The following is an 18,575-nucleotide window of genomic DNA, read 5'->3' on the forward strand; positions in this document are numbered from 1 at the left end:
CAAAGCCTCATTCATTTTGGTGATGTGGCCCATCACGCGCGGTGCAGAGATGGGCCAAAAGGTCCGTTTAGAGCGGACGGATTTTTAGATCGGTTATCCGGTTGGCCTCACGGCCGGTGACCTCAAACCGGAAGCCGTGGAATGAAAAGACCTGTCCAACTGTTGGGATCATCTGTGCCTCATGAATCACCAAACCGGCAACGGTGTTGGCCTCGTCATCGGGCAGAGACCAATCCGTGGCGCGATTGAGATCGCGAATGGTCATGGCACCTTCGATCAAGAACTGACCGTCTTCGGATTTGCGGATCAGGTGCTCGGCGTCTTCGTCAAACTCGTCGGTGATCTCGCCGACGATTTCTTCGAGAATGTCTTCGAGCGTTATCAGACCTTGCAGGGAGCCGTATTCATCAACCACCAGTGCAAAGTGGGCGTGGCGGCGCAGGAATTCGCGCATCTGGTCGTCCAGTGAGGTGGTTTCCGGCACGAAGTAGGGCTCTTTAGCAACTTCGGTCAAATCGAAGGCCAAGAGATCTCGGGCGTTGGTCTCTTCCTGCACGGCACGGGTGTACATGCTGCGGAACAGGTCTTTGGCGTGTACCACGCCAATGATGTTTTCCTGATCGTCTTTATAGACCGGCAGGCGGGTGTGGTTGCTTTCCAAACATTGTTTGAGAATGTCGGCAGGGGCGTCGTCGGCGTTGATCATTTGGATGCCGGAACGGTGCAACATGATCTCTTCAACCACACGATCAGACAGATCAAGCGCGCCAAGGATGCGGTCGCGGTCTTCTTTTTCGACAATGCCTTCGGAGTGGCCGAGTTGGATGGCGCCAGCGATTTCTTCGCGCATGGCAAGCACCTGGCTGTCTGGGTCAGTTTCCACACCAAACAGGCGCAACACACCGCGCACAAGCACGCGCACGGCGGCGACGATGGGTGAAAACAGTGTGACAATCACGCTGATGGGGCTGGCCACAGTGGCAGCGGCATCTTCGGGGCGGGTGATGGCGTAGGTTTTGGGCAGAACCTCGGCGAAGATCAGAACCAGGAGTGTCATGACCAGAGTGGCAAGCGCCACGCCACCTTCGCCAAAGGCGCGGGTGAAGAGGGCGGTCGCCAGTGAGGTGGCCAGGATGTTCACCAGGTTGTTGCCCAGCAGCACAGAGCCGATCAGCCGTTCGCTGTCTTCGGTCACGTTCAGGGCGCGTTGGGCGCCACGGCTGCCTTTGTCGGCCTGAGCACGCAGTTTGCCGCGTGAGGCCGCGGTGAGCGCGGTTTCGGAGCCGGAAAAAAAGGCAGACAACATCAGCAGAAATAAGATCACACCGGATGTGATCCAGAAAGCGGTGTCAAATGTGGTGGTTGGCTCCATGGGGTCCTCTGAATGGTCAGTCAGCTAGGTTATGGGCACCTGCGCGTGTTGGATCAAGGGGGGCGGTGCGCTTAAGCGTTCTTTAGCGTGAATGTTCTAGGGGAGCGGCAGTTGAAACACTCATGGGGATTTGAGTCTATGAAAACTTTTGTATGTGCCGCACTTATGCTGCCAACTGTAGTGACGGCCGATGGGGCCAGCGTGTCGTTCCTGACCGAGGATTATGCGCCGTATTCCTGGATGGCGGACGGGCAAGCCAAAGGGCACGCGATTGACCTGATCAACGAAGTCGCAGAGCGCGCGGCGCTGTCGCATACGGTTGAGATCACAAAATGGACCCGCGCCATAGCGCTGGCCGAGAAAGACGCAAGCACCTGTGTGTTCTCGACGGCTCGCACGGCCGAACGGGAAGACAAATTCCAATGGGCGGGGCCAATGTATGTGGAAGGCATGTATTTGATCCAGAACGCGGGCACCAACGGCGAGGTGACATCTTTGGAGCAGGCGCTGACCAAATCCATTGGCACGCAGGTGGGGGATTTCACCGTGGATCTGTTGGAAGAGCTGGGTGCGGCCAAAGTGGATGCGGCACCAGATCTGGACAAGACCATGAAGAAGTTGGCAGCGGGGCGTTTGGACTATGTGATCCTTGGCCAAGAAAGCGCCAATGCGCTAACCGCAGCGGACGCGGGTCTGGAAATCGCGATGGAAGTATCGCGGGATGAGTATTTCATCGCCTGTTCACATGACACGCCAGCGGCCGTTGTGGCCGAGATTGACGCTGCAATGGATTCTCTCATGACAGACGGTACACAGGCTGAGATTGTATCACGGTACTAGGGTGCGACTTACTGTTGAAAATCAGGAAAGGCCGGGGCTGCTGCTTCGGCCTTTTATCGTTGTTTTGCAGGGCTTTGAAAAGTTGCGATGTTAAATTGTTTCCTATTTACACGGCGTTCAGAAATAGCCGCGAGAACCAACAGCAGAGATATACAACAAGGAAATCCACTAATGAAAACTCTTGCACTCTGCGCGTTGGCCCTCTCCACAGCAACTGTTGCACAGGCCGCGGACGTGAAGTTTTTTACGGAAGACTATGCCCCTTACAACTACGTCGAAAACGGTGAACTGACCGGCCACGGTGTGGACATCATCACCGAGGCGCTGTCCCGTTCTGGCGTGTCTGCAGACATGGAGGTGACCAAGTGGTCGCGCGCCATTACATTGGCCGAACAGGACGCCAACACTTGCGTGTTCACCACTGCACGTACACCCGAACGTGAGGACCGCTTTAACTGGGCCGGCCCGATGTATTCCGAGGCGATCTACCTGATCCAGAAACCGGGCGCGAATGGCGACGTTTCTTCTGTGGAACAGGCGCTCTCCAAGAAAGTTGGCACGCAGACTGGTGACTTTGCCGTGGCGTTGCTGGACCGTCTGGGTGCAAGCGATATCGACCTGGCACCGGATGCGGAGATGACCCTGAAGAAGCTGGGCGCAGGCCGTGTGGATTATATGGTGGCGTTGGAATCTGCGGCAGATGTTGCGATTGCCGACGGCAGCTTTGAAATTGCGATGGAAATCTCCCGGAATGAGTTCTTTTTGGCTTGCTCCAAAACCACTGACGGGGCCGTGATTGCCCGTATGGACGAAGCCATCGATTCTATCGTCGCGGACGGCACCCAAGAGGCCCTCGTCGCGAAGTACGACTAAGTCTCAAGTGAGATGATGTCGGGAAGGTCGGGGCATGCCCCGGCCTTTTTTGTTTCTGACGGTCATGTGATTGGCGCTTTGCACGTGAGGCCGTAAGTCTGCGGCAAAGACTTGGCGGAGGCAGGCAGTGCGACATCAGGATTTGGGAGAGCTTTTGGGGCCGGTGCTGCTGTTTGGTGGGCCGTATTCCAACTTGCAGGCAACAGAGGCGGTTCTGGCACAGGCTGAGGCGTTGGGAGTGGCCAAAGGCAATGTGATCTGCACCGGTGATGTGGTGGCTTATTGTGCGCAGCCGGCGGAGACTGTGGCAGCCGTGCGACGAGCTGGCGTCGTGGTTGTTGCTGGGAATTGTGAGGCACAACTGGCGGCCAATGCATTGGACTGTGGTTGCGGTTTTGAGGCGGGCACGGCCTGTGATCTGTTGTCTGCTGGTTGGTATGCCCATGCGAACGCGGAGGTCGACTCTGAGGCGCGGCGGTGGATGGCGAGGTTGCCGGATGTGGTGACGTTCCAGCAGGCGGACAAGCGCGTGGCTGTAATCCACGGTGGTGTGACCGATGTGGCTCGGTTTGTGTTTTCAGTGTCGCCTGAGGCGATGTTTGTTGAGGAGATTGCGACGCTGGAAGTGTTGGTTGGGGCGGTGGATCTGGTGATTGCGGGGCACTCCGGGATTGCGTTTGAGCGGCAGGTTGGGGACGTAAGGTGGCTCAATGCGGGGGCGGTGGGTATGCCGAGCCATGATGGGCTGCAGGAGACACGGTTTGCGGTGTTGCGCGACGGTGTGCCGGAGATCAAGAGATTGGCTTACGATGTCGAGGCGGCTCATGCAGCTATGCAGAACGCGGGGCTCACGCAAGGCTATGATCATGCGTTACTCAGCGGATATTGGCCGTCAGAGGATGTTTTGCCTCAGGAACTGCGCTTGCCGCCTTTGGCCAAAGGGTGATGGGTGGTAACCAGCTCACGCAGACGTTCATCCAAAACGTGGGTGTAGATTTCTGTCGTGGCGACATCGGCGTGTCCCAGCAAAGTCTGGATCACCCGTAAATCGGCACCATTTGCCAAAAGATGTGTGGCAAAGGCGTGGCGTAGCGTATGTGGCGTGACTTTGGCCGGGGAGACGCCGGCGACGACGGCCAGGTCTTTGATAAGTATGTAAAACCGGTGCCGGGTCAGATGGCCGGAAGCGCTGCGGGAGGCGAAAAGGAAGCGTGACGGCGGCTTGCCTTTGGCGCGGGCGATATCTTCGGCGGCGTCGCGATAGGTGAGCCAGGCTGCAAGGGCATCGCGGGCAGGCGGCGAAAGTGGCACCATACGTTCCTTGCCGCCTTTGCCCATCACCAAGAGCATTTGAGGGTCGCCGCGGGCCGCGGAAACTGGCAGGCTCACCAACTCGGTCACGCGCATACCGGTGGCGTAGAGTAGCTCCATCAGGCATGTGTTGCGCAGACGGTCCCCTGTTGTGCGACCGTGGGCGCGGGCGGCGGCAAGCAGCCCATCTACTTCGGTGACGTCCAGGGTTTTGGGCAGACGTTTGGCCCGGCCGGGGCCTTTGATCTGGACCGCGGGGTTGTTGCCGCGCCAGCCTTCCTCAAAGGCAAAACGGAAGAGTTGTTTGATGGCCGAGAGTCGGCGGGCACGGGTGGATTGGGCAAGGCCTTGCGCATCACAATAGAGGAGGTAGTCCTCGATGTCCGATTGTGCGAGCCTGTCGAAGGTGTGTTTTTTGCCGGTGGCCCATGTTGCGAAGTCGCGCAGGTCGCGGGCGTAGGCTGCCTGGGTGTTGGGGGAGGCGCCCAGTTCGGCGGCCTGTGCCTCCAGGAAGGTGGCGATCCACTGCAGCATGTCGGCGGGCGCGGCCATATGTCAGCCCCGTGTGTCCAAGAGGGCCACTTGCAATGCGGCGCGGCGGGCGGTGTCCTCCAGGCCAACCGCGCGGAAGGTGGCGAGTGCTTCGGTCAGTGCCCCGAGGTTGCCGGCAGCGCCATCGTTCATGAGCTCCATGGCGGTCAGCAGGCTTTCACCAAGCTGGCCCCGGGCGAGCATGGAGGAAATTTCTTGCGGAACACCCGCATCGTGAAATGCATCGGCAATGGCGCGGTGCACCGGATCGGTTGGTTTTCGAGGCGGGGTGCCAAGGGCAAGGCCGGCCAGAAAGTCCCGTGGACCGGAGCGTGCGGCGCGTTCGTAGTCTGACGAAAGAAGAGCAATGTCACGGGCGAGACGGGCGGTGACACCTTGCAGCGGCAATTGCAACAGGTCTGGGCCATAAAGGCGCGCGAATGGCACCTCAAGGTGGACTTGCTGCATCGCGGCCCAGGCTTGGGGCAGCGTGTCAGACACGTCGCGCAGATCTTGCTTGGTGACCGCACGATCAAAGGCTTGCAGAGCCGCAACGCGGTCCCAGATCATACCGGATGCCGACGGAGAACCCTCTGTGTAGATGCCGAGCAGCGCGTTTTCGTGTAGAGCTGACGTGCGCGCCAACCGTTCCGCGGCTTCAAGCTGAGCCTTCCAGCCTGCGGTGTCGCGTAGGTCCGCGTGAGCGTAGGGGCGTGGCAGGCGGGCGGCGGTTTGGCCTTCGCCAATGGCTTCATAAAGACGGAATTTGAGCGGATCAGGCCCGTTGGCGGCGACCAGCAGCGGCTCTCCTTCGAACAGTTCCGGATCAAGGAAGCGCAGCAGGAGCGCATCCAATTCCTCTGAGATCAAACCCAACGCTTTGGCCGTGTCGAGCGTCAGCGCGGCGGCGCGCCAATCGCCTGCGCGAGCGGTGCAGAAAATTCGAGAGGCATAGTCTGTGGCAAGATGTGGTGCAGCTATGAGCGCCTCGCAGGCGCGGGCTTCCTGCCCCATCAACAAGGTCACGTCGAACCAGCGCTTGAACAGCGACGGAGTGGTTGGGCCGGCGCGCTCTAGCAGAGCTTCGGCCTGCTCCAGTGCACCCATTTCGACAAGCTTGTCGACACGGGCCAAGAGTAACTCGTTGGTGACACCGGTTTCGCGCGGGGCGTCCGCCTCTGCCAGCAGAAGCGTATAGAGCAACGCTTGCATCGCGGGCAGGACTTCCGGGCGTTGGGCCGCGACCAGCCCGCTGAGCGTGTCGGCCTCAGAGGCTGACCACAGCGAGGCGGGCAGGCCGGTGACGTTGGAAGGCAGTAGGCCCACCGCGTCTTGAGAGGTTTCCGAGAGCGGGCTGACGTTGATTGCCGGAGTGGCAACGCCTTCGCTGACTGGGGCTTCGTAGAGTGGCAGGCCCATGTCCAAGGTCACAGTTGGGGTGTGGTCGAGCCAGTCAATCGCTGAGAGCGGTGCGGTTTGGGCGTGCAGCGCAGCGGTGCTCAAAAAGAGCGCGGCGAGGCTGTTGCGGAATGGGCGTATCACCCTATTGCCCCGTCAATTCCAAGGGGATCCGCACCTCGGCTTGTGGCGCGGAGAAATCCGCGCCAAAAATTGGCCCCAGATAGGCGTATGCCACTAAGGCCACCGCGGCCAATACCACCAGAAACAACAAGGCCCGAAAGAGTCTGCCCATAATATCCTCGATTATCCTGCCTGCTTTTTTTCAACTTATAACTGGCCTTTCTGGCAAGATCACGTCATTCAATGCGCGAACCACACTTTTGGGCAAGGCTTAGCCGATTGCGGGCATTTGATGAGCTATGAATTGAAAAAAACCGTTGTGTTTGTTGGCATGATGGGGGCGGGAAAAACCGCTGTTGGTAGGGCGTTAGCGGCCAAACTTGATGTACCCTTCATCGATTCCGATGCGGAGATCGTGAAGGCAGCCAATATGAGCATCGCCGAAATCTTTGAGCGAGACGGAGAAGCGTTTTTCCGCCTAAAGGAGAGTCAGGTGATTGCCCGACTTCTGGAAGAAGAGCGCTGCATTCTGTCGACTGGTGGCGGTGCCTATCTGGCGGAAGGCAACCGTGCGGAGATTTCTGAGCGCGGTGTGGCTGTTTGGCTGGACGCTGATGTGGAACTCTTGTGGAACCGTGTGAAACACAAAGATACCCGGCCGCTGTTGCGCACAGAAAATCCGCGCCAAACGCTGGAAGAGATTTTTGAGGCCCGAGTGCCGCTTTATGGCTTGGCGGACTTGCCGGTGAAGGCAGACGCCGGGTTGAGCATCGAAGAAATGGCAGATCGGGTGGCGCAGGCGTTGTTAGACGCGCGCCCCGATGTTTTGGCGGAGACATAAGTCGTGGTGGAAACCGTACACGTTGGCCTTGAGGGCCGGGAATATGACATTCACATCGGGCCGGGCCTGCTGGCAAAATCCGGTGCTTTGATTGGACCGATGCTGGCACGCAAGCAGGTGTGTGTGGTGACGGATGAGAATGTTGCGGCGCTGCATCTGGAGACCTTGCGAGCAGGCTTGGCGGCGGAAGGCATTGCCATGGAGGCGCTGGTGCTGCCTGCGGGTGAGAGCACCAAGAGCTGGGCGTTTTTGGAACAAACAGTTGAGTGGTTGCTGTCACAACGCGTGGAGCGCAAGGACCTTGTGGTGGCGCTTGGCGGTGGGGTGATTGGTGATCTGACCGGTTTTGCGGCAGCGATCTTGCGCCGTGGCGTGGGCTTTGTGCAGATCCCAACCAGTCTTTTGGCGCAGGTGGATAGCTCAGTTGGCGGCAAAACTGGCATCAACAGTCCATTGGGAAAGAACCTTGTGGGGGCCTTTCATCAGCCGCGGTTGGTTTTGGCGGATATCGATGTGTTGGGCACGCTGACGCCGCGTGATTTCCTCGCCGGATATGGCGAAGTTGTGAAATACGGGATGTTGGGTGACGCCAATTTCTTTGAATGGTTGGAGGCGCAGGGGCCCGCGCTCGCAGCGGGTGATGAGGCGGCGCGGATTGCGGCGGTGAAACGATCCTGTGAGATGAAAGCCGAGATTGTGGTGCGTGATGAGACCGAGCAGGGGGATCGCGCTTTGCTCAATCTGGGGCATACTTTCTGTCATGCTTTGGAAGCCGCCACCGGCTATGGCGACCGGTTGTTGCACGGTGAAGGTGTGGCCGTGGGCTGTGCGCTGGCGTTTGAATTGTCGATGCGTTTGGGGCTCTGTGCGCAGGAAGCGCCAAGCCGGGTGCGGGAGCATCTGCGGGCCATGGGCATGAAAGTGGATCTCAAAGACATTGAGGGTGAACTGCCGGACGCTGATGAATTGTTGGAGCTGATGGGGCAGGACAAGAAGGTTGTGGATGGTCAGTTGCGTTTCATTCTGGCGCGCGGGATTGGCGAGGCGTTTGTGACCGCGGATGTGCCGTGTGATGTGGTGCGCCAGTTGCTGCAAGAAGAGTTGGCACGGCGGTAAGTTTAGCGGCGCGGCAATCGGTCCCATGACATAGATGTTACAAAGCGGACAGGGTCACCTCTGAAAAGGTAACCAGAGGGACCCCCGCTTATGTCTTCGTATTTGAAAGAAACCCCGACACGTGACGGCTTTTTTGGGGAGTATGGCGGCGCACAATTGCCGCCCGTGCTCGAGCCACACTTTAAAGAGATCGCGGAAGCCTATGATAAGATTTCAAAATCAGCAGACTACATTCGGGACCTGCGTTACATCCGGAAACATTTCCAAGGGCGCCCGACGCCGGTGTCACACCTGAAAAACCTGTCTGAGATTTGCGGTGGCGCACAGATTTACGCCAAGCGCGAAGACCTGAACCACACCGGCGCGCACAAATTAAACCACTGTATGGCGGAAGGTCTGCTGGCCAAGCACATGGGCAAAACCAAGCTGATGGCGGAAACCGGTGCGGGGCAGCATGGCGTGGCGCTGGCGACGGCGGCGGCATATTTTGGCATGGAGTGCGAGATCCACATGGGGGAGATCGACATTGCCAAAGAGGCGCCCAATGTAACGCGCATGAAGCTTTTGGGGGCGGAAGTGGTGCCTGTTGGCTTTGGTGGGCGCTCGCTCAAAGAAGCAGTGGACAGCGCATTTGAGAGCTACGTGCCACAGGCAGACACCGCGCTGTTTGCAATCGGCTCGGTGGTGGGGCCACATCCCTTCCCGATGATGGTGCGGGATTTCCAGCACATTGTCGGCATTGAGGCACGCGAGCAGTTCCTGGAGATGACCGGTAACTTGCCAGATATCGTTGCTGCTTGTGTCGGCGGCGGGTCCAACGCGATGGGCATGTTTGCCGGATTCATTGAGGACAAAGATGTGGCGCTGTATGGTGTGGAGCCACTGGGCACATCGTCAAAGCTGGGGGAGCACGCGGCCACCATCACCTATGGTGAGGACGGGGACATTCACGGGTTCCGCACCATGCTTCTGAAAGACGAGAACGGTGAGCCTGCACCGGTGCACACGGTGGCATCCGGATTGGATTATCCGGGTGTGGGGCCAGAGCACGCGCATTTGTATCGCACCGGGCGGGCCAGCTATACGGCGGCAAACGACAAAGAGGCGTTGGATGCGTTTTACAAGCTGAGCCGTCACGAGGGTATTATTCCGGCACTTGAAAGCGCGCATGCGGTGGCGTTTGCCATGCGGGAAGCGGCGAGTAACCCGGGCAAATCGATTCTGCTCAACCTGTCAGGACGGGGTGATAAAGATATCGACTATGTGACTGAGACCTATGGGTTCAGCGTCGGTAACTGATCATTTGTCCTAGGTAGAAAAGGACAGCGCCCGAGGGAGACCCCGGGCGCTGTTTTGTTATTTGGCGGCAATTTTTACGAGGTTGGAAATCATGCGTGTGGCGCTGGCCATGTCTTGCACAGAGACCCATTCCAGCGGGCCGTGGATTTCCATCATGCCGGTGTAGAGATTGGGGCAGGGCACACCCAATTCGGTCAGGCGGGAGCCGTCGGTGCCGCCACGGATTGGCACGGATTCCGGATCAAAGCCTTCGGTGCGGATAGCAGCGCGAGCGAGCTCCACGGGGGTCATATCCTTCTCCAGCCAGTAGCGCATGTTGCGGTATTGTTTGCTGATCTCGCAGCCAACTTTGGAACTGGGGAAGTCACTTTCGGCTTTGGCGCAAGCGGCTTTCAGGCGGGTGGCTTGGGCTTCGAGGTCGTCCATTTCAAAGGCGCGCAGGATGAAGCGAAGCGTGACCTCGCTGCTGCCACCTTCTTGAGCGTAGACATGGGTGAAGCTTTCACGTCCTGAGGTGGTTTCCGGGGTGGTGCCGGGCTCGTCGAGATCAGAGACGATCTGTGCCGCCACATGCAGGGCGTTGGTCATCTTGTCTTTTGCATAGCCGGGGTGGGCGGAGGTGCCGGTGATGGTGACTACAGCGCCGTCAGCGGAGAAGGTTTCATACTCCATTGTGCCGCGTTTAGCGCCGTCCAGCGTGTAGGCGAAATCAACGCCAAAATCGGCGGGCAGGTCGGCGTGCACACCTTTGCCAATCTCTTCGTCTGGTGTGAAAGCCAGGCGGACTTTGCCGTGTTTCAGGTCTGGCGTGGTCAGCAGGTGCTCGGCCATGGTCATGATGATGGCGACGCCAGCTTTATCGTCGGCGCCCAGCAAGGTGAGGCCGGAGGCGGCGATGATGTCCTCGCCTTCTTTGCCTGCGAGGTAAGCGGAAGTAGATGGGTTCAAAACCAGATCCGGGTTGTCCGGGTATGTGATGTCGCTGCCGTCCCAGTTGGCAATTACGCGGGGTTTTACGTCAGTGGCGTTGAACTGTGGCGCTGTGTCGACATGGGCACAAAAACCGATTGTGGGGGCGGTCTCGACCGTGGCGGGTACAGTTGCGAGAACCACGCCGTAAGAGGTCAATTCCACGTCTGAGGCACCGATGCGTTTCAACTCCGCGACCAAATGACGGGAGACGTCGAGTTGGATCTCGGTCGATGGGGTGCTGGTGGAATGTTCGTCAGATTGGCTGTCGATGGCGCAATAGGTGACCAGGCGGTCCGAGAGTTGGTTGTCAAATTTTGTGGGGTCGCTCATGTCGGGCCTCGCTGAATGATCGTTCACTTGTGCAAGACATTGGGAGAAGTTTGGGGTGGTGTAAAGGCTGGCGCGGGTGTTGTTCGCACAAAAAGAGGCCGCCGAAAGGGCGACCTCTGAAACTGTCTCACTTTGGTGTGACTTAGAACGGGATTTCGTCGTCCATGTCCCGGCTTGGAGCGGGGCCACCTTGGTTGCTGCCACCGCCGCCACCGAAATTGCCGCCGCCACCTTGATCGTATCCACCGCCACCTTGGTCATAGCCGCCACCGCTGCTACCGCCGCCAAAGCCGCCGCCGTCGCCGCCAGAGCGGCCGTCGAGCATGGTCAGAACGCCGTCAAAGCCTTGCAGCACCACTTCGGTGGAGTAGCGGTCTTGACCGGATTGGTCTTGCCACTTGCGGGTTTGCAATTTGCCTTCAATGTAGACCTTTGAGCCTTTGCGCAGGTACTGTTCTGCAATGCGCACGAGGCCTTCCTGGAAAATAGCAACGGAGTGCCATTCGGTGCGTTCCTTGCGCTCGCCGGTATTGCGATCTTTCCAGGTTTCAGAAGTGGCAATGCGCAGGTTGCACACTTTACCGCCGTTCTGGAAGGAGCGTACCTCGGGGTCGCGCCCCAAGTTGCCAATGATAATTACTTTGTTCACCGATCCGGCCATGCGCCTATGTCTCCCACGGATTCTTTAACTCGATTTGGGGCACCATACACCACTGCGGGGGATGAATGGGAAGCGGTTTCTCCCATTACAAAGAAGGAAACTTGTGGATAACCTGAGGCGGGAAAGACGCGGGACGCGCGGGATTTTGCCAAGTGGCGGTCCTTGGTCTAGAAAATTCCCTGCAATTTGATTAAGAAGGCCGCAAAAGCAGGGTGGAGCAGGCGCACATGGCGCGCAGAATTTTGGGATTGGTGATTGGATTGGCCTTGGTGTGTGGGCCGGTGGCAGCGCAAAGCCTGTCGACCAAGTCCAATGCGCGGTTGTTCAAGAACCAGACAAAAGTGCTGGATGGGCGGGCGTCTGAGCAGTATCGCAACTCTGTGCGACTGAAACCCAAACCCGTCATTACCCCGTCCAAATGGGGCTCCGGAAGCTACAATGGCAAGTATCGCGGGCCGTATCTGGTGATGGCGCAGGAAGCGGCGCTTTTGCATGGCGTTCCGGTGGATCTTTTCCTGAAGCTGGTGCAACAGGAAAGCAATTGGAACGCCAAGGCCAAATCGCACAAAGGGGCTTTGGGGTTGGCGCAGTTGATGCCCCAGACTGCTCGTGTGCTGCGAGTGGACCCACATGATCCGCAGCAAAACCTGGAAGGTGGGGCACGCTACCTTAAGCAGCAGTATCAAAAGTTTGGCAGCTGGCGATTGGCCTTGGCGGCCTACAACGCGGGTCCAGGTGCGGTGGAGAAATATGGCGGCGTGCCGCCTTATGCCGAGACACGCAACTACGTGCGAGTCATTTGGGGCGGGTAAGCCTGTATATCTTCAGACAAATTACCGGCCGCGGGCCTGTTTGCGCACCTGACTCGGTGCAGCACCAAAGTGCTGTTGGCAGAACCGCGTGAAATAAGCGGCGCTGCCAAACCCAAGGGAATCAGCCACACGTTTGATGGGCAGGTCGCTGTCCAAAAGCAGACTGCGGGCGCGGTGTTGCGTCATTTGAGACAGCATTTCGGCCGCCGTAAGCCCGGCCGCCTGACGGCAGACGCGAGTCAGATGGGTTGGGGTGATCTCAAGTTGGTCCGCATACCAGGCCATGGGACGCCCGCTGGCGTATTCTGCCGCCAAGATATCACAGAAGCGGCGCACAATGCGTTCTGAGGCACGGGTTGGTGGTGGTGGGCCAGCCTCTTGTAGGTCACGACGTAATGCAACCGACAGAAGGCGGGCGTGTGCATTCAAAGCTTCGGCCATAAATGGGCGCTTGTCGTGTAACTCGCGACGCAGGGCATCCAGGATGGCGGTGAACTCTGCCTGCTCGGAGCCGTCTTGCAGGCGCAAGTGTTGGGCGCGGTCGGGCAAGGTTACGCGACCATCATCCGGGATCAGCATGGCCAAGCCCTGTACCTGAAGGCCAAGTTCAAAAGAGAGCAGTTTGCCTGCGGGGACAAATATCGCGTTGTGGGCACCAAAGCCGCGCCGCAATCCGTGCAGCAAAACGCGCCCTTGCCCGCGAGTGGTCCACAATAAGATGTGATGGGACCGCACGTGTAATTGCTCAAGCATCCAGGGCGCGCCTTTGGTCAGGCCGGCAAGAGTCTCTACACGAATTTGTGGCAAGGGTTGATCTGCCAAAACAGGGCGTGGCGGCGGGGATGCGGCAACAGATGCTGCTGGCCTGCGAACCACCGCAGACATGCCGCCCATGCCTGGCTTGGTCATAAATGACGGGATATGTAAATTTTTATCGGTCATCCTGCGAACGATTAAGCGCGGGATGTCCGATTCGAGCAAGTGGCGACTGCCCACAATGTGTTGGAAATTGGCGAAATTTCGCGGAGATTAGGTTCCTGCGGGCGTGTGGTGGTGCCAGTTTTTCATTTTTGAGCGGAACCACGTGCGTTGCCGTTTGGCAAATTGCCGAGTGGCAACTGTGGCGCGCTCGCGGGCGGTGTCGAGGTCAATTTCTCCGCGTAGGTGCGCGATGAGCTCTGGGGCACCGATGGCTTTTGCGGAGAGGTGTGTTGGGTCAAAGGTCGAAAGGTTGGCTTGTGCCTCGTCCAAAGCACCCTGTTCCAACATCAGATCAAACCGCCGAGCAATCCGCGCGTTGAGCCAGTCTTTGGGCACGTCAAAAACAATCGGCATTGTATCGGACAATGGCAAGAGCGGGGGCGGCGTGTTGTCTTGCCAATCAGCTAATGCGCGGCCTGTTGCTGTGAGGACTTCCCAAGCGCGCTGCACACGCATCGGGTTTTGGGTGTCGATCCGGGCAGTGGTTTCAGAGTCAAGTTCGGCAAGCAAGGCTTGGAAGCCCTCAGCTGCAACGCGGGCGTTGGCGTGCTCGCGCAGGGCTGGTGGCGTGGCGGGGATGTCCGCGAGGCCTTGTGTCAGAGCCGTGAAATACAGGCCTGTGCCACCAACTATGATAGGGCGAGGGCCGTTGGAGAGCAGAGGCGAAACTTCGCGTAGCCAGTGGCCAACGGAGTATTCGGCGTCAAAGGGAATATGTCCGTACAGAGAGTGAGGGGCGGTTGCCTCGTCGTCTGCTGAGGGGCGGGCGGTCAGCACGCGCCAGTTGTCAAACACCTGAATCGCATCTGCATTTATGATCACGCCGCCTTGTGTTTGTGCGATCTCCAGAGCAAGGGCACTTTTGCCGCTGGCGGTGGGGCCTGCAATCAATACGGGTTGATTGGAGGCGATGGGCGGCAGTTGTGACATGAGGGTGACCTGACTTTGCGCTTACTTTTGTCGGTTATTCCCAACTCTCGCATTGAACCTGCGGGCTTTTTCCGACATTTTGCGTCCAATCCTAAAACGATGCGCAGATGGAGTGCAACATGAGCGACGACACCGCCCCCGCCGACGCCACTTATAACCGTGTGATGTTGAAGATTTCGGGGGAGGCGTTGATGGGAGATCAGGGATACGGCCTGCACCCGCCAACAATTGCGCGTATTGCCAGAGAAGTGCAGTCGGTTCACGACATGGGTGTCGAGATCTGCATGGTCATCGGCGGCGGCAATGTGTTCCGCGGATTGTCCGGTGCCGCGCAGGGTATGGAACGCACCACTGCTGATTACATGGGTATGTTGGCAACGGTTATGAACGCGCTGGCAATGCAAAGCGCATTGGAAGAACTTGGCGTGTTTACGCGTGTGATCAGCGCCATTCGTATGGATGAAGTGGCTGAGCCTTACATCCGTCGCCGCGCCGTGCGCCACCTTGAGAAAAAACGTGTGTGCATCTTTGCTGCCGGCACAGGCAACCCGTATTTCACCACCGACACTGCGGCGACGCTTCGGGCCAATGAGATGGCTTGCGAAGCCATCTTTATGGGTAAGAACGGTGTGGACGGAATTTATGACAAGGATCCGGCCGAGCATGATGACGCAGTGCGCTTTGATGAGATCACCTATGATGAGGTGCTCACAAAGCGGTTGCGGGTGATGGACGCCAGTGCAATCGCTTTGGCGCGGGACAACAACCTGCCGCTGATCGTGTTTCCGTTGGATGAGCCTGGAGGCTTCAAGGGTATTCTGGCTGGCAAGGGCACCTATACAAAGGTTGTCTGATCCCGTTAAAGTGATTGAGACTGCGTGACGCGGTGCCAGTGGCGCCGCAACGCGCGAAAAATACAAAAGAAAATACACAGAAGAAGAGAGCAATCTCATGTCCGAAGAGTTCGAACTTGATACCAACGACCTGACCCGCCGCATGGATGGTGCAATGGGCGCGTTGAAAACTGAATTTGCCTCTCTGCGTACAGGCCGCGCCTCGGCAAGTATGTTGGAGCCAGTGATGGTGGAGGCCTATGGGTCCAAGACACCTATAAACCAGGTGGGCACAGTAAACGTGCCGGAGCCGCGTATGGTGACCATCAACGTTTGGGACAAGTCGATGGTTGGTGCCGTTGAGAAGGCGATCATGAATTCTGGTCTGGGTATCAACCCTCAGACCAACGGGACTATTGTGATGTTGCCGATTCCGGAACTCAACCAAGAACGCCGGACCGAGTTGACCCGCGTAGCCGCGCAATATGCTGAACATGCCCGTGTGGCGATCCGCAACCTGCGTCGTGATGGCATGGACTCGATTAAGAAAGCCAAAGCGAATGGTCTGTCTGAGGACGATCAAAAGATTTGGGAAGCTGAAGTTCAGGAGATGACCGACAGCTACATCAAGCAGATCGACGGCGCGCTTGAGAACAAGCAATCCGAGATCATGCAGGTCTGAAGCAACATGGGTGACGAGATTCCCGCGACCGGCCCTCGGCATGTGGCCATTATCATGGATGGCAACGGGCGGTGGGCGCAGGCACGCGGTCGCCCGCGGTTATTTGGGCACCACGCCGGGGCCAAGCGCGTCAAGGAGATTGTGCGCGCCTGCCGCCCCTTGGGCGTTGAGTATTTGACGATTTTTGGGTTTTCGACTGAGAACTGGAAGCGCACGCAAGCGGAAGTGGCAGGCCTAATGAGCCTGTTTCGCCAATATATCCGCAAAGAAGCGCGCGGGCTAAAGGCGGAAGGTGTGCGGGTGCGGTTCATTGGGGATCGGCCTCGATTGGATGCCAAGCTGCGTGCGTTGATGGACGAGCTGGAAGAGCTCACCGCAGAAAATGACGGTGTGAACCTCACAATTGCGTTGAACTACGGCGGTCGCGACGAAGTGGCCCGTGCTACGCAAAGGTTGGCGCAAGACGTGGCGAATGGCTCGTTGTCACCGGAAGATGTGAACGAAGAGACGTTGCCGAAGTATCTAGATACACATGTGTTGCCCGATCCTGATCTGGTCATACGCACCAGTGGCGAAGCCCGGATCTCTAATTTCCTACTTTGGCAGTCGGCTTATGCGGAATACGAGTTTATTGACACGTTGTGGCCGGATTTCTCCAAAGAGGAGTTCCGTAAATTGGTGGACGCTTATGCCCGACGTGACCGTCGCTTTGGCACGGTGACGGTGTGAGCAGCGTGGCTGGTAAGTGGGGCGACTTGTTGCCTCGGACCCTGTCAGCAGTGGTGCTGCTTGGCGTGGGCGGTTTGGCGATTTGGCAAGGGGGCTTTTTGTTCCACGAATTTGTCGTGATCATTTGCGGCGGCATGATTTGGGAATTGAGCCGGATGATGTCCGGGGGTGACCAGAAAATCTCTCTGTCCATGGGGGCGTTGGCTGCTGTGGTCATGTTCTTGACTGACTTTGTGCCGGGACAGGCGATTTTGCCGATGTTGTTGGCCGTGCCTTTGGCAGGTGCGGGGCAACTCAAGAAAGACCGTGGAATATACGTGGCTTACGCTGCGGGCCTTATGTTGGCCTGTTATGGCTTGATTGTCCTGCGGGACGTGCGTGGGGCCTATTGGGTCATGTGGTTGGTGTCCGTTGTGGTGGCCACGGATGTGGCTGGCTACTTTGCTGGTCGGGTGTTTGGTGGACCGAAGTTCTGGCCGAAAGTGAGTCCGAAAAAGACGTGGTCAGGCACTATGGCCGGCTGGGTGGCTGCGGCATGTGTAGGCATGGTATTTGGTGGCACACCATTGATTATCCTATCAGTGCTGACGGCATTTGCCTCACAAATGGGCGACGCGGCGGAGAGTGCAATCAAACGTCGGACAGGCATCAAAGACAGTTCTAATCTTATTCCCGGTCACGGCGGCTTGCTCGATCGGTTTGACGCGATGTTGGGCGCAGCGCTTTTGGTGCTGGTGCTGGGTGCAGTATTGGGGCTGCCTGCTACATGAGAAAAATCTCCATTTTTGGTGCAACCGGGTCGATTGGGCAAAACACCATCGACCTGATCCGACGCGATCCTGATAGCTATGACGTGGTGGCGCTAAGTGGCGGGCAGAACATTGCCCAACTGGCGGCAGACGCGCGGGCACTGAATGCGGATATTGCGGTGACGGCGGATGAGATGCGGTTGGACGAGCTGCGCGCGGTGCTGCTTGGAAGCGGTGTTGAGGCCGCAGCGGGCGCAGCTGCGATCCGCGAGGCGGCTGCGCGACCTGTCGATTGGGTGATGAGCGCGATTGTTGGCGCGGCGGGGCTGGCCCCAGGATTGGTGGCGCTGGAGCAGGGCGCGACATTGGCACTGGCCAACAAGGAATCTCTGGTTACGGCAGGTCAGTTGATCATGGGCACCGCTGCGACACACAACGCGCGTATCCTGCCAGTGGACAGCGAGCATTCGGCGATTTTCCAGGGTCTGATTGGCGAAGACATGGCCGCAGTAGAGCGGATCATCATCACCGCCAGCGGAGGTGCGTTCCGCGATTGGACGCTGGAAGACATGGCGCGGGCAACGCCGGAACAGGCCAGCAGCCATCCCAATTGGAACATGGGACAGCGGATCACAGTGGACAGTGCCTCGATGTTCAATAAGGCGCTGGAGGTCATTGAGACCAAAGAGTTTTTTGGCTGCGCGCATGAGCAAATCGAGGTGCTGGTGCACCCGGAGTCACTGGTGCATGCCTTGGTCGGGTTCAATGACGGTGCATTGATGGCCCACGTTGGTCCACCGGATATGCGCCACGCGATTGGATTTGCCTTGCACTGGCCGGAGCGCAAGACGCTGCCGGTTGAGCGGCTCGATCTGGCGAAGATTGGTGCGTTGCATTTCCGCGAACCCGATCTGCAACGCTACCCAGCGCTGCGACTGGCGCATGAGGTGCTCGAGTTGGGTGGGCATGCCGGCGCGATTTTCAACGCAGCCAAAGAGCGTGCGCTGGACGGGTTCCTTGCGCATCGCATTGGATTTTTGCAGATGGCAGAGGTGGTCGAAGAGGTTTTGACACTGCTTTCTCCATCACATTGCCGCAAGAATGCCGAAATGACCCTTGATACGGTTATGGAAACCGACCATCTGGCTCGCAAGACGGCCGATCAGGTCATGCAAAAATTGGCATAACGCCC

The 18,575-nt window shown here is 58.2% G+C and carries 20 protein-coding genes; 12 read left to right on the forward strand and 8 right to left on the reverse strand.

The genetic code is table 11. The features are described from left to right. Positions 1–67: 67 nt before the first annotated feature. Entirely contained in the window at positions 68–1,372 is a 1,305-nt protein-coding gene (locus QOL67_RS12740; protein WP_283426344.1) for an HlyC/CorC family transporter, read from the reverse strand. Between the two features lie 138 nt (positions 1,373–1,510). Between QOL67_RS12740 and QOL67_RS12745 the strand changes: the two genes are divergently transcribed. The 3 genes from QOL67_RS12745 to QOL67_RS12755 all read left to right on the forward strand — a co-directional run bounded on the left by QOL67_RS12745 (position 1,511) and on the right by QOL67_RS12755 (position 4,031). Beyond that, positions 1,511–2,212 (forward strand): substrate-binding periplasmic protein, encoded by a 702-nt coding sequence (locus QOL67_RS12745; RefSeq protein WP_283426345.1) that lies wholly within the window; start codon positions 1,511–1,513, stop codon positions 2,210–2,212. Between the two features lie 171 nt (positions 2,213–2,383). Then, positions 2,384–3,085, forward strand: a complete 702-nt coding sequence (locus QOL67_RS12750) for a substrate-binding periplasmic protein (protein ID WP_283426346.1) — start codon at positions 2,384–2,386, stop codon at positions 3,083–3,085. Between the two features lie 127 nt (positions 3,086–3,212). Then, positions 3,213–4,031, forward strand: coding sequence for a metallophosphoesterase family protein (locus QOL67_RS12755; protein ID WP_283426347.1), 819 nt, complete (start codon positions 3,213–3,215; stop codon positions 4,029–4,031). Here the strand turns inward: QOL67_RS12755 and QOL67_RS12760 are convergent. Genes QOL67_RS12760 through QOL67_RS12770 form a run of 3 tightly spaced genes read right to left on the reverse strand, consistent with a single transcriptional unit; the run spans position 3,995 to position 6,620 of the window. Beyond that, a complete protein-coding gene (locus QOL67_RS12760) occupies positions 3,995–4,948 on the reverse strand; it encodes a site-specific tyrosine recombinase XerD (protein WP_283426348.1) in 954 nt (317 codons plus the stop codon). The genes QOL67_RS12755 and QOL67_RS12760 overlap by 37 nt on opposite strands. Before the next feature lie 3 nt (positions 4,949–4,951). After that, positions 4,952–6,469 (reverse strand): hypothetical protein, encoded by a 1,518-nt coding sequence (locus QOL67_RS12765; protein WP_283426349.1) that lies wholly within the window; start codon positions 6,467–6,469, stop codon positions 4,952–4,954. 1 nt (position 6,470) lies between these two features. Next, entirely contained in the window at positions 6,471–6,620 is a 150-nt protein-coding gene (locus QOL67_RS12770) for a hypothetical protein (protein WP_283426350.1), read from the reverse strand. Between the two features lie 120 nt (positions 6,621–6,740). On the opposite strand from QOL67_RS12770, the gene QOL67_RS12775 reads away from it, so the two are divergent. The 3 genes from QOL67_RS12775 (at position 6,741) to trpB (ending at position 9,704) form a co-directional block, all read left to right on the forward strand. Beyond that, a complete protein-coding gene (locus QOL67_RS12775) occupies positions 6,741–7,289 on the forward strand; it encodes a shikimate kinase (protein ID WP_283426351.1) in 549 nt (182 codons plus the stop codon). 3 nt (positions 7,290–7,292) lie between these two features. Then, positions 7,293–8,405 (forward strand): 3-dehydroquinate synthase, encoded by a 1,113-nt coding sequence (aroB, locus tag QOL67_RS12780; RefSeq protein WP_283426352.1) that lies wholly within the window; start codon positions 7,293–7,295, stop codon positions 8,403–8,405. Between the two features lie 90 nt (positions 8,406–8,495). Beyond that, positions 8,496–9,704, forward strand: coding sequence for a tryptophan synthase subunit beta (gene trpB / locus QOL67_RS12785; RefSeq protein WP_283426353.1), 1,209 nt, complete (start codon positions 8,496–8,498; stop codon positions 9,702–9,704). 57 nt (positions 9,705–9,761) lie between these two features. On the opposite strand, the gene pepT is transcribed toward trpB, so the two are convergent. Next, entirely contained in the window at positions 9,762–11,006 is a 1,245-nt protein-coding gene (pepT, locus tag QOL67_RS12790) for a peptidase T (protein ID WP_283426354.1), read from the reverse strand. Between the two features lie 142 nt (positions 11,007–11,148). Then, on the reverse strand, positions 11,149–11,667 hold the full coding sequence (gene ssb, locus QOL67_RS12795) for a single-stranded DNA-binding protein (protein ID WP_283426355.1): 519 nt from the start codon (positions 11,665–11,667) through the stop codon (positions 11,149–11,151). A gap of 227 nt (positions 11,668–11,894) precedes the next feature. Between ssb and QOL67_RS12800 the strand changes: the two genes are divergently transcribed. Continuing rightward, positions 11,895–12,479, forward strand: coding sequence for a lytic transglycosylase domain-containing protein (locus tag QOL67_RS12800; protein ID WP_283426356.1), 585 nt, complete (start codon positions 11,895–11,897; stop codon positions 12,477–12,479). A 21-nt stretch (positions 12,480–12,500) separates the two neighbouring features. On the opposite strand, the gene QOL67_RS12805 is transcribed toward QOL67_RS12800, so the two are convergent. Both QOL67_RS12805 and miaA read right to left on the reverse strand, forming a co-directional pair. After that, positions 12,501–13,421 (reverse strand): AraC family transcriptional regulator, encoded by a 921-nt coding sequence (locus QOL67_RS12805; protein ID WP_283426357.1) that lies wholly within the window; start codon positions 13,419–13,421, stop codon positions 12,501–12,503. 87 nt (positions 13,422–13,508) lie between these two features. Beyond that, positions 13,509–14,390, reverse strand: coding sequence for a tRNA (adenosine(37)-N6)-dimethylallyltransferase MiaA (gene miaA, locus QOL67_RS12810; protein WP_283426358.1), 882 nt, complete (start codon positions 14,388–14,390; stop codon positions 13,509–13,511). Positions 14,391–14,509: 119 nt separating this feature from the next. Here miaA and pyrH point away from each other — a divergent pair, with 119 nt between their 5' ends. The 5 genes from pyrH (at position 14,510) to dxr (ending at position 18,570) form a co-directional block, all read left to right on the forward strand. Continuing rightward, on the forward strand, positions 14,510–15,244 hold the full coding sequence (gene pyrH, locus QOL67_RS12815; RefSeq protein WP_283426359.1) for a UMP kinase: 735 nt from the start codon (positions 14,510–14,512) through the stop codon (positions 15,242–15,244). A 97-nt stretch (positions 15,245–15,341) separates the two neighbouring features. Next, positions 15,342–15,905, forward strand: a complete 564-nt coding sequence (gene frr / locus QOL67_RS12820; protein WP_283426360.1) for a ribosome recycling factor — start codon at positions 15,342–15,344, stop codon at positions 15,903–15,905. 6 nt (positions 15,906–15,911) lie between these two features. Next, positions 15,912–16,634, forward strand: coding sequence for an undecaprenyl pyrophosphate synthase (gene uppS, locus QOL67_RS12825; protein WP_283426361.1), 723 nt, complete (start codon positions 15,912–15,914; stop codon positions 16,632–16,634). Then, positions 16,631–17,404, forward strand: coding sequence for a phosphatidate cytidylyltransferase (locus QOL67_RS12830; protein WP_283426362.1), 774 nt, complete (start codon positions 16,631–16,633; stop codon positions 17,402–17,404). Before uppS ends, QOL67_RS12830 begins: the two co-directional genes overlap by 4 nt. Further along, complete coding sequence (gene dxr / locus QOL67_RS12835; RefSeq protein ID WP_283426363.1) at positions 17,401–18,570, forward strand: 1-deoxy-D-xylulose-5-phosphate reductoisomerase; 1,170 nt, start codon at positions 17,401–17,403, stop codon at positions 18,568–18,570. Before QOL67_RS12830 ends, dxr begins: the two co-directional genes overlap by 4 nt. The last annotated feature ends 5 nt before the right edge of the window (positions 18,571–18,575 follow it).

It is taken from the genome of Shimia sagamensis, assembly GCF_900182745.1.
GTDB lineage: Bacteria > Pseudomonadota > Alphaproteobacteria > Rhodobacterales > Rhodobacteraceae > Shimia > Shimia sagamensis.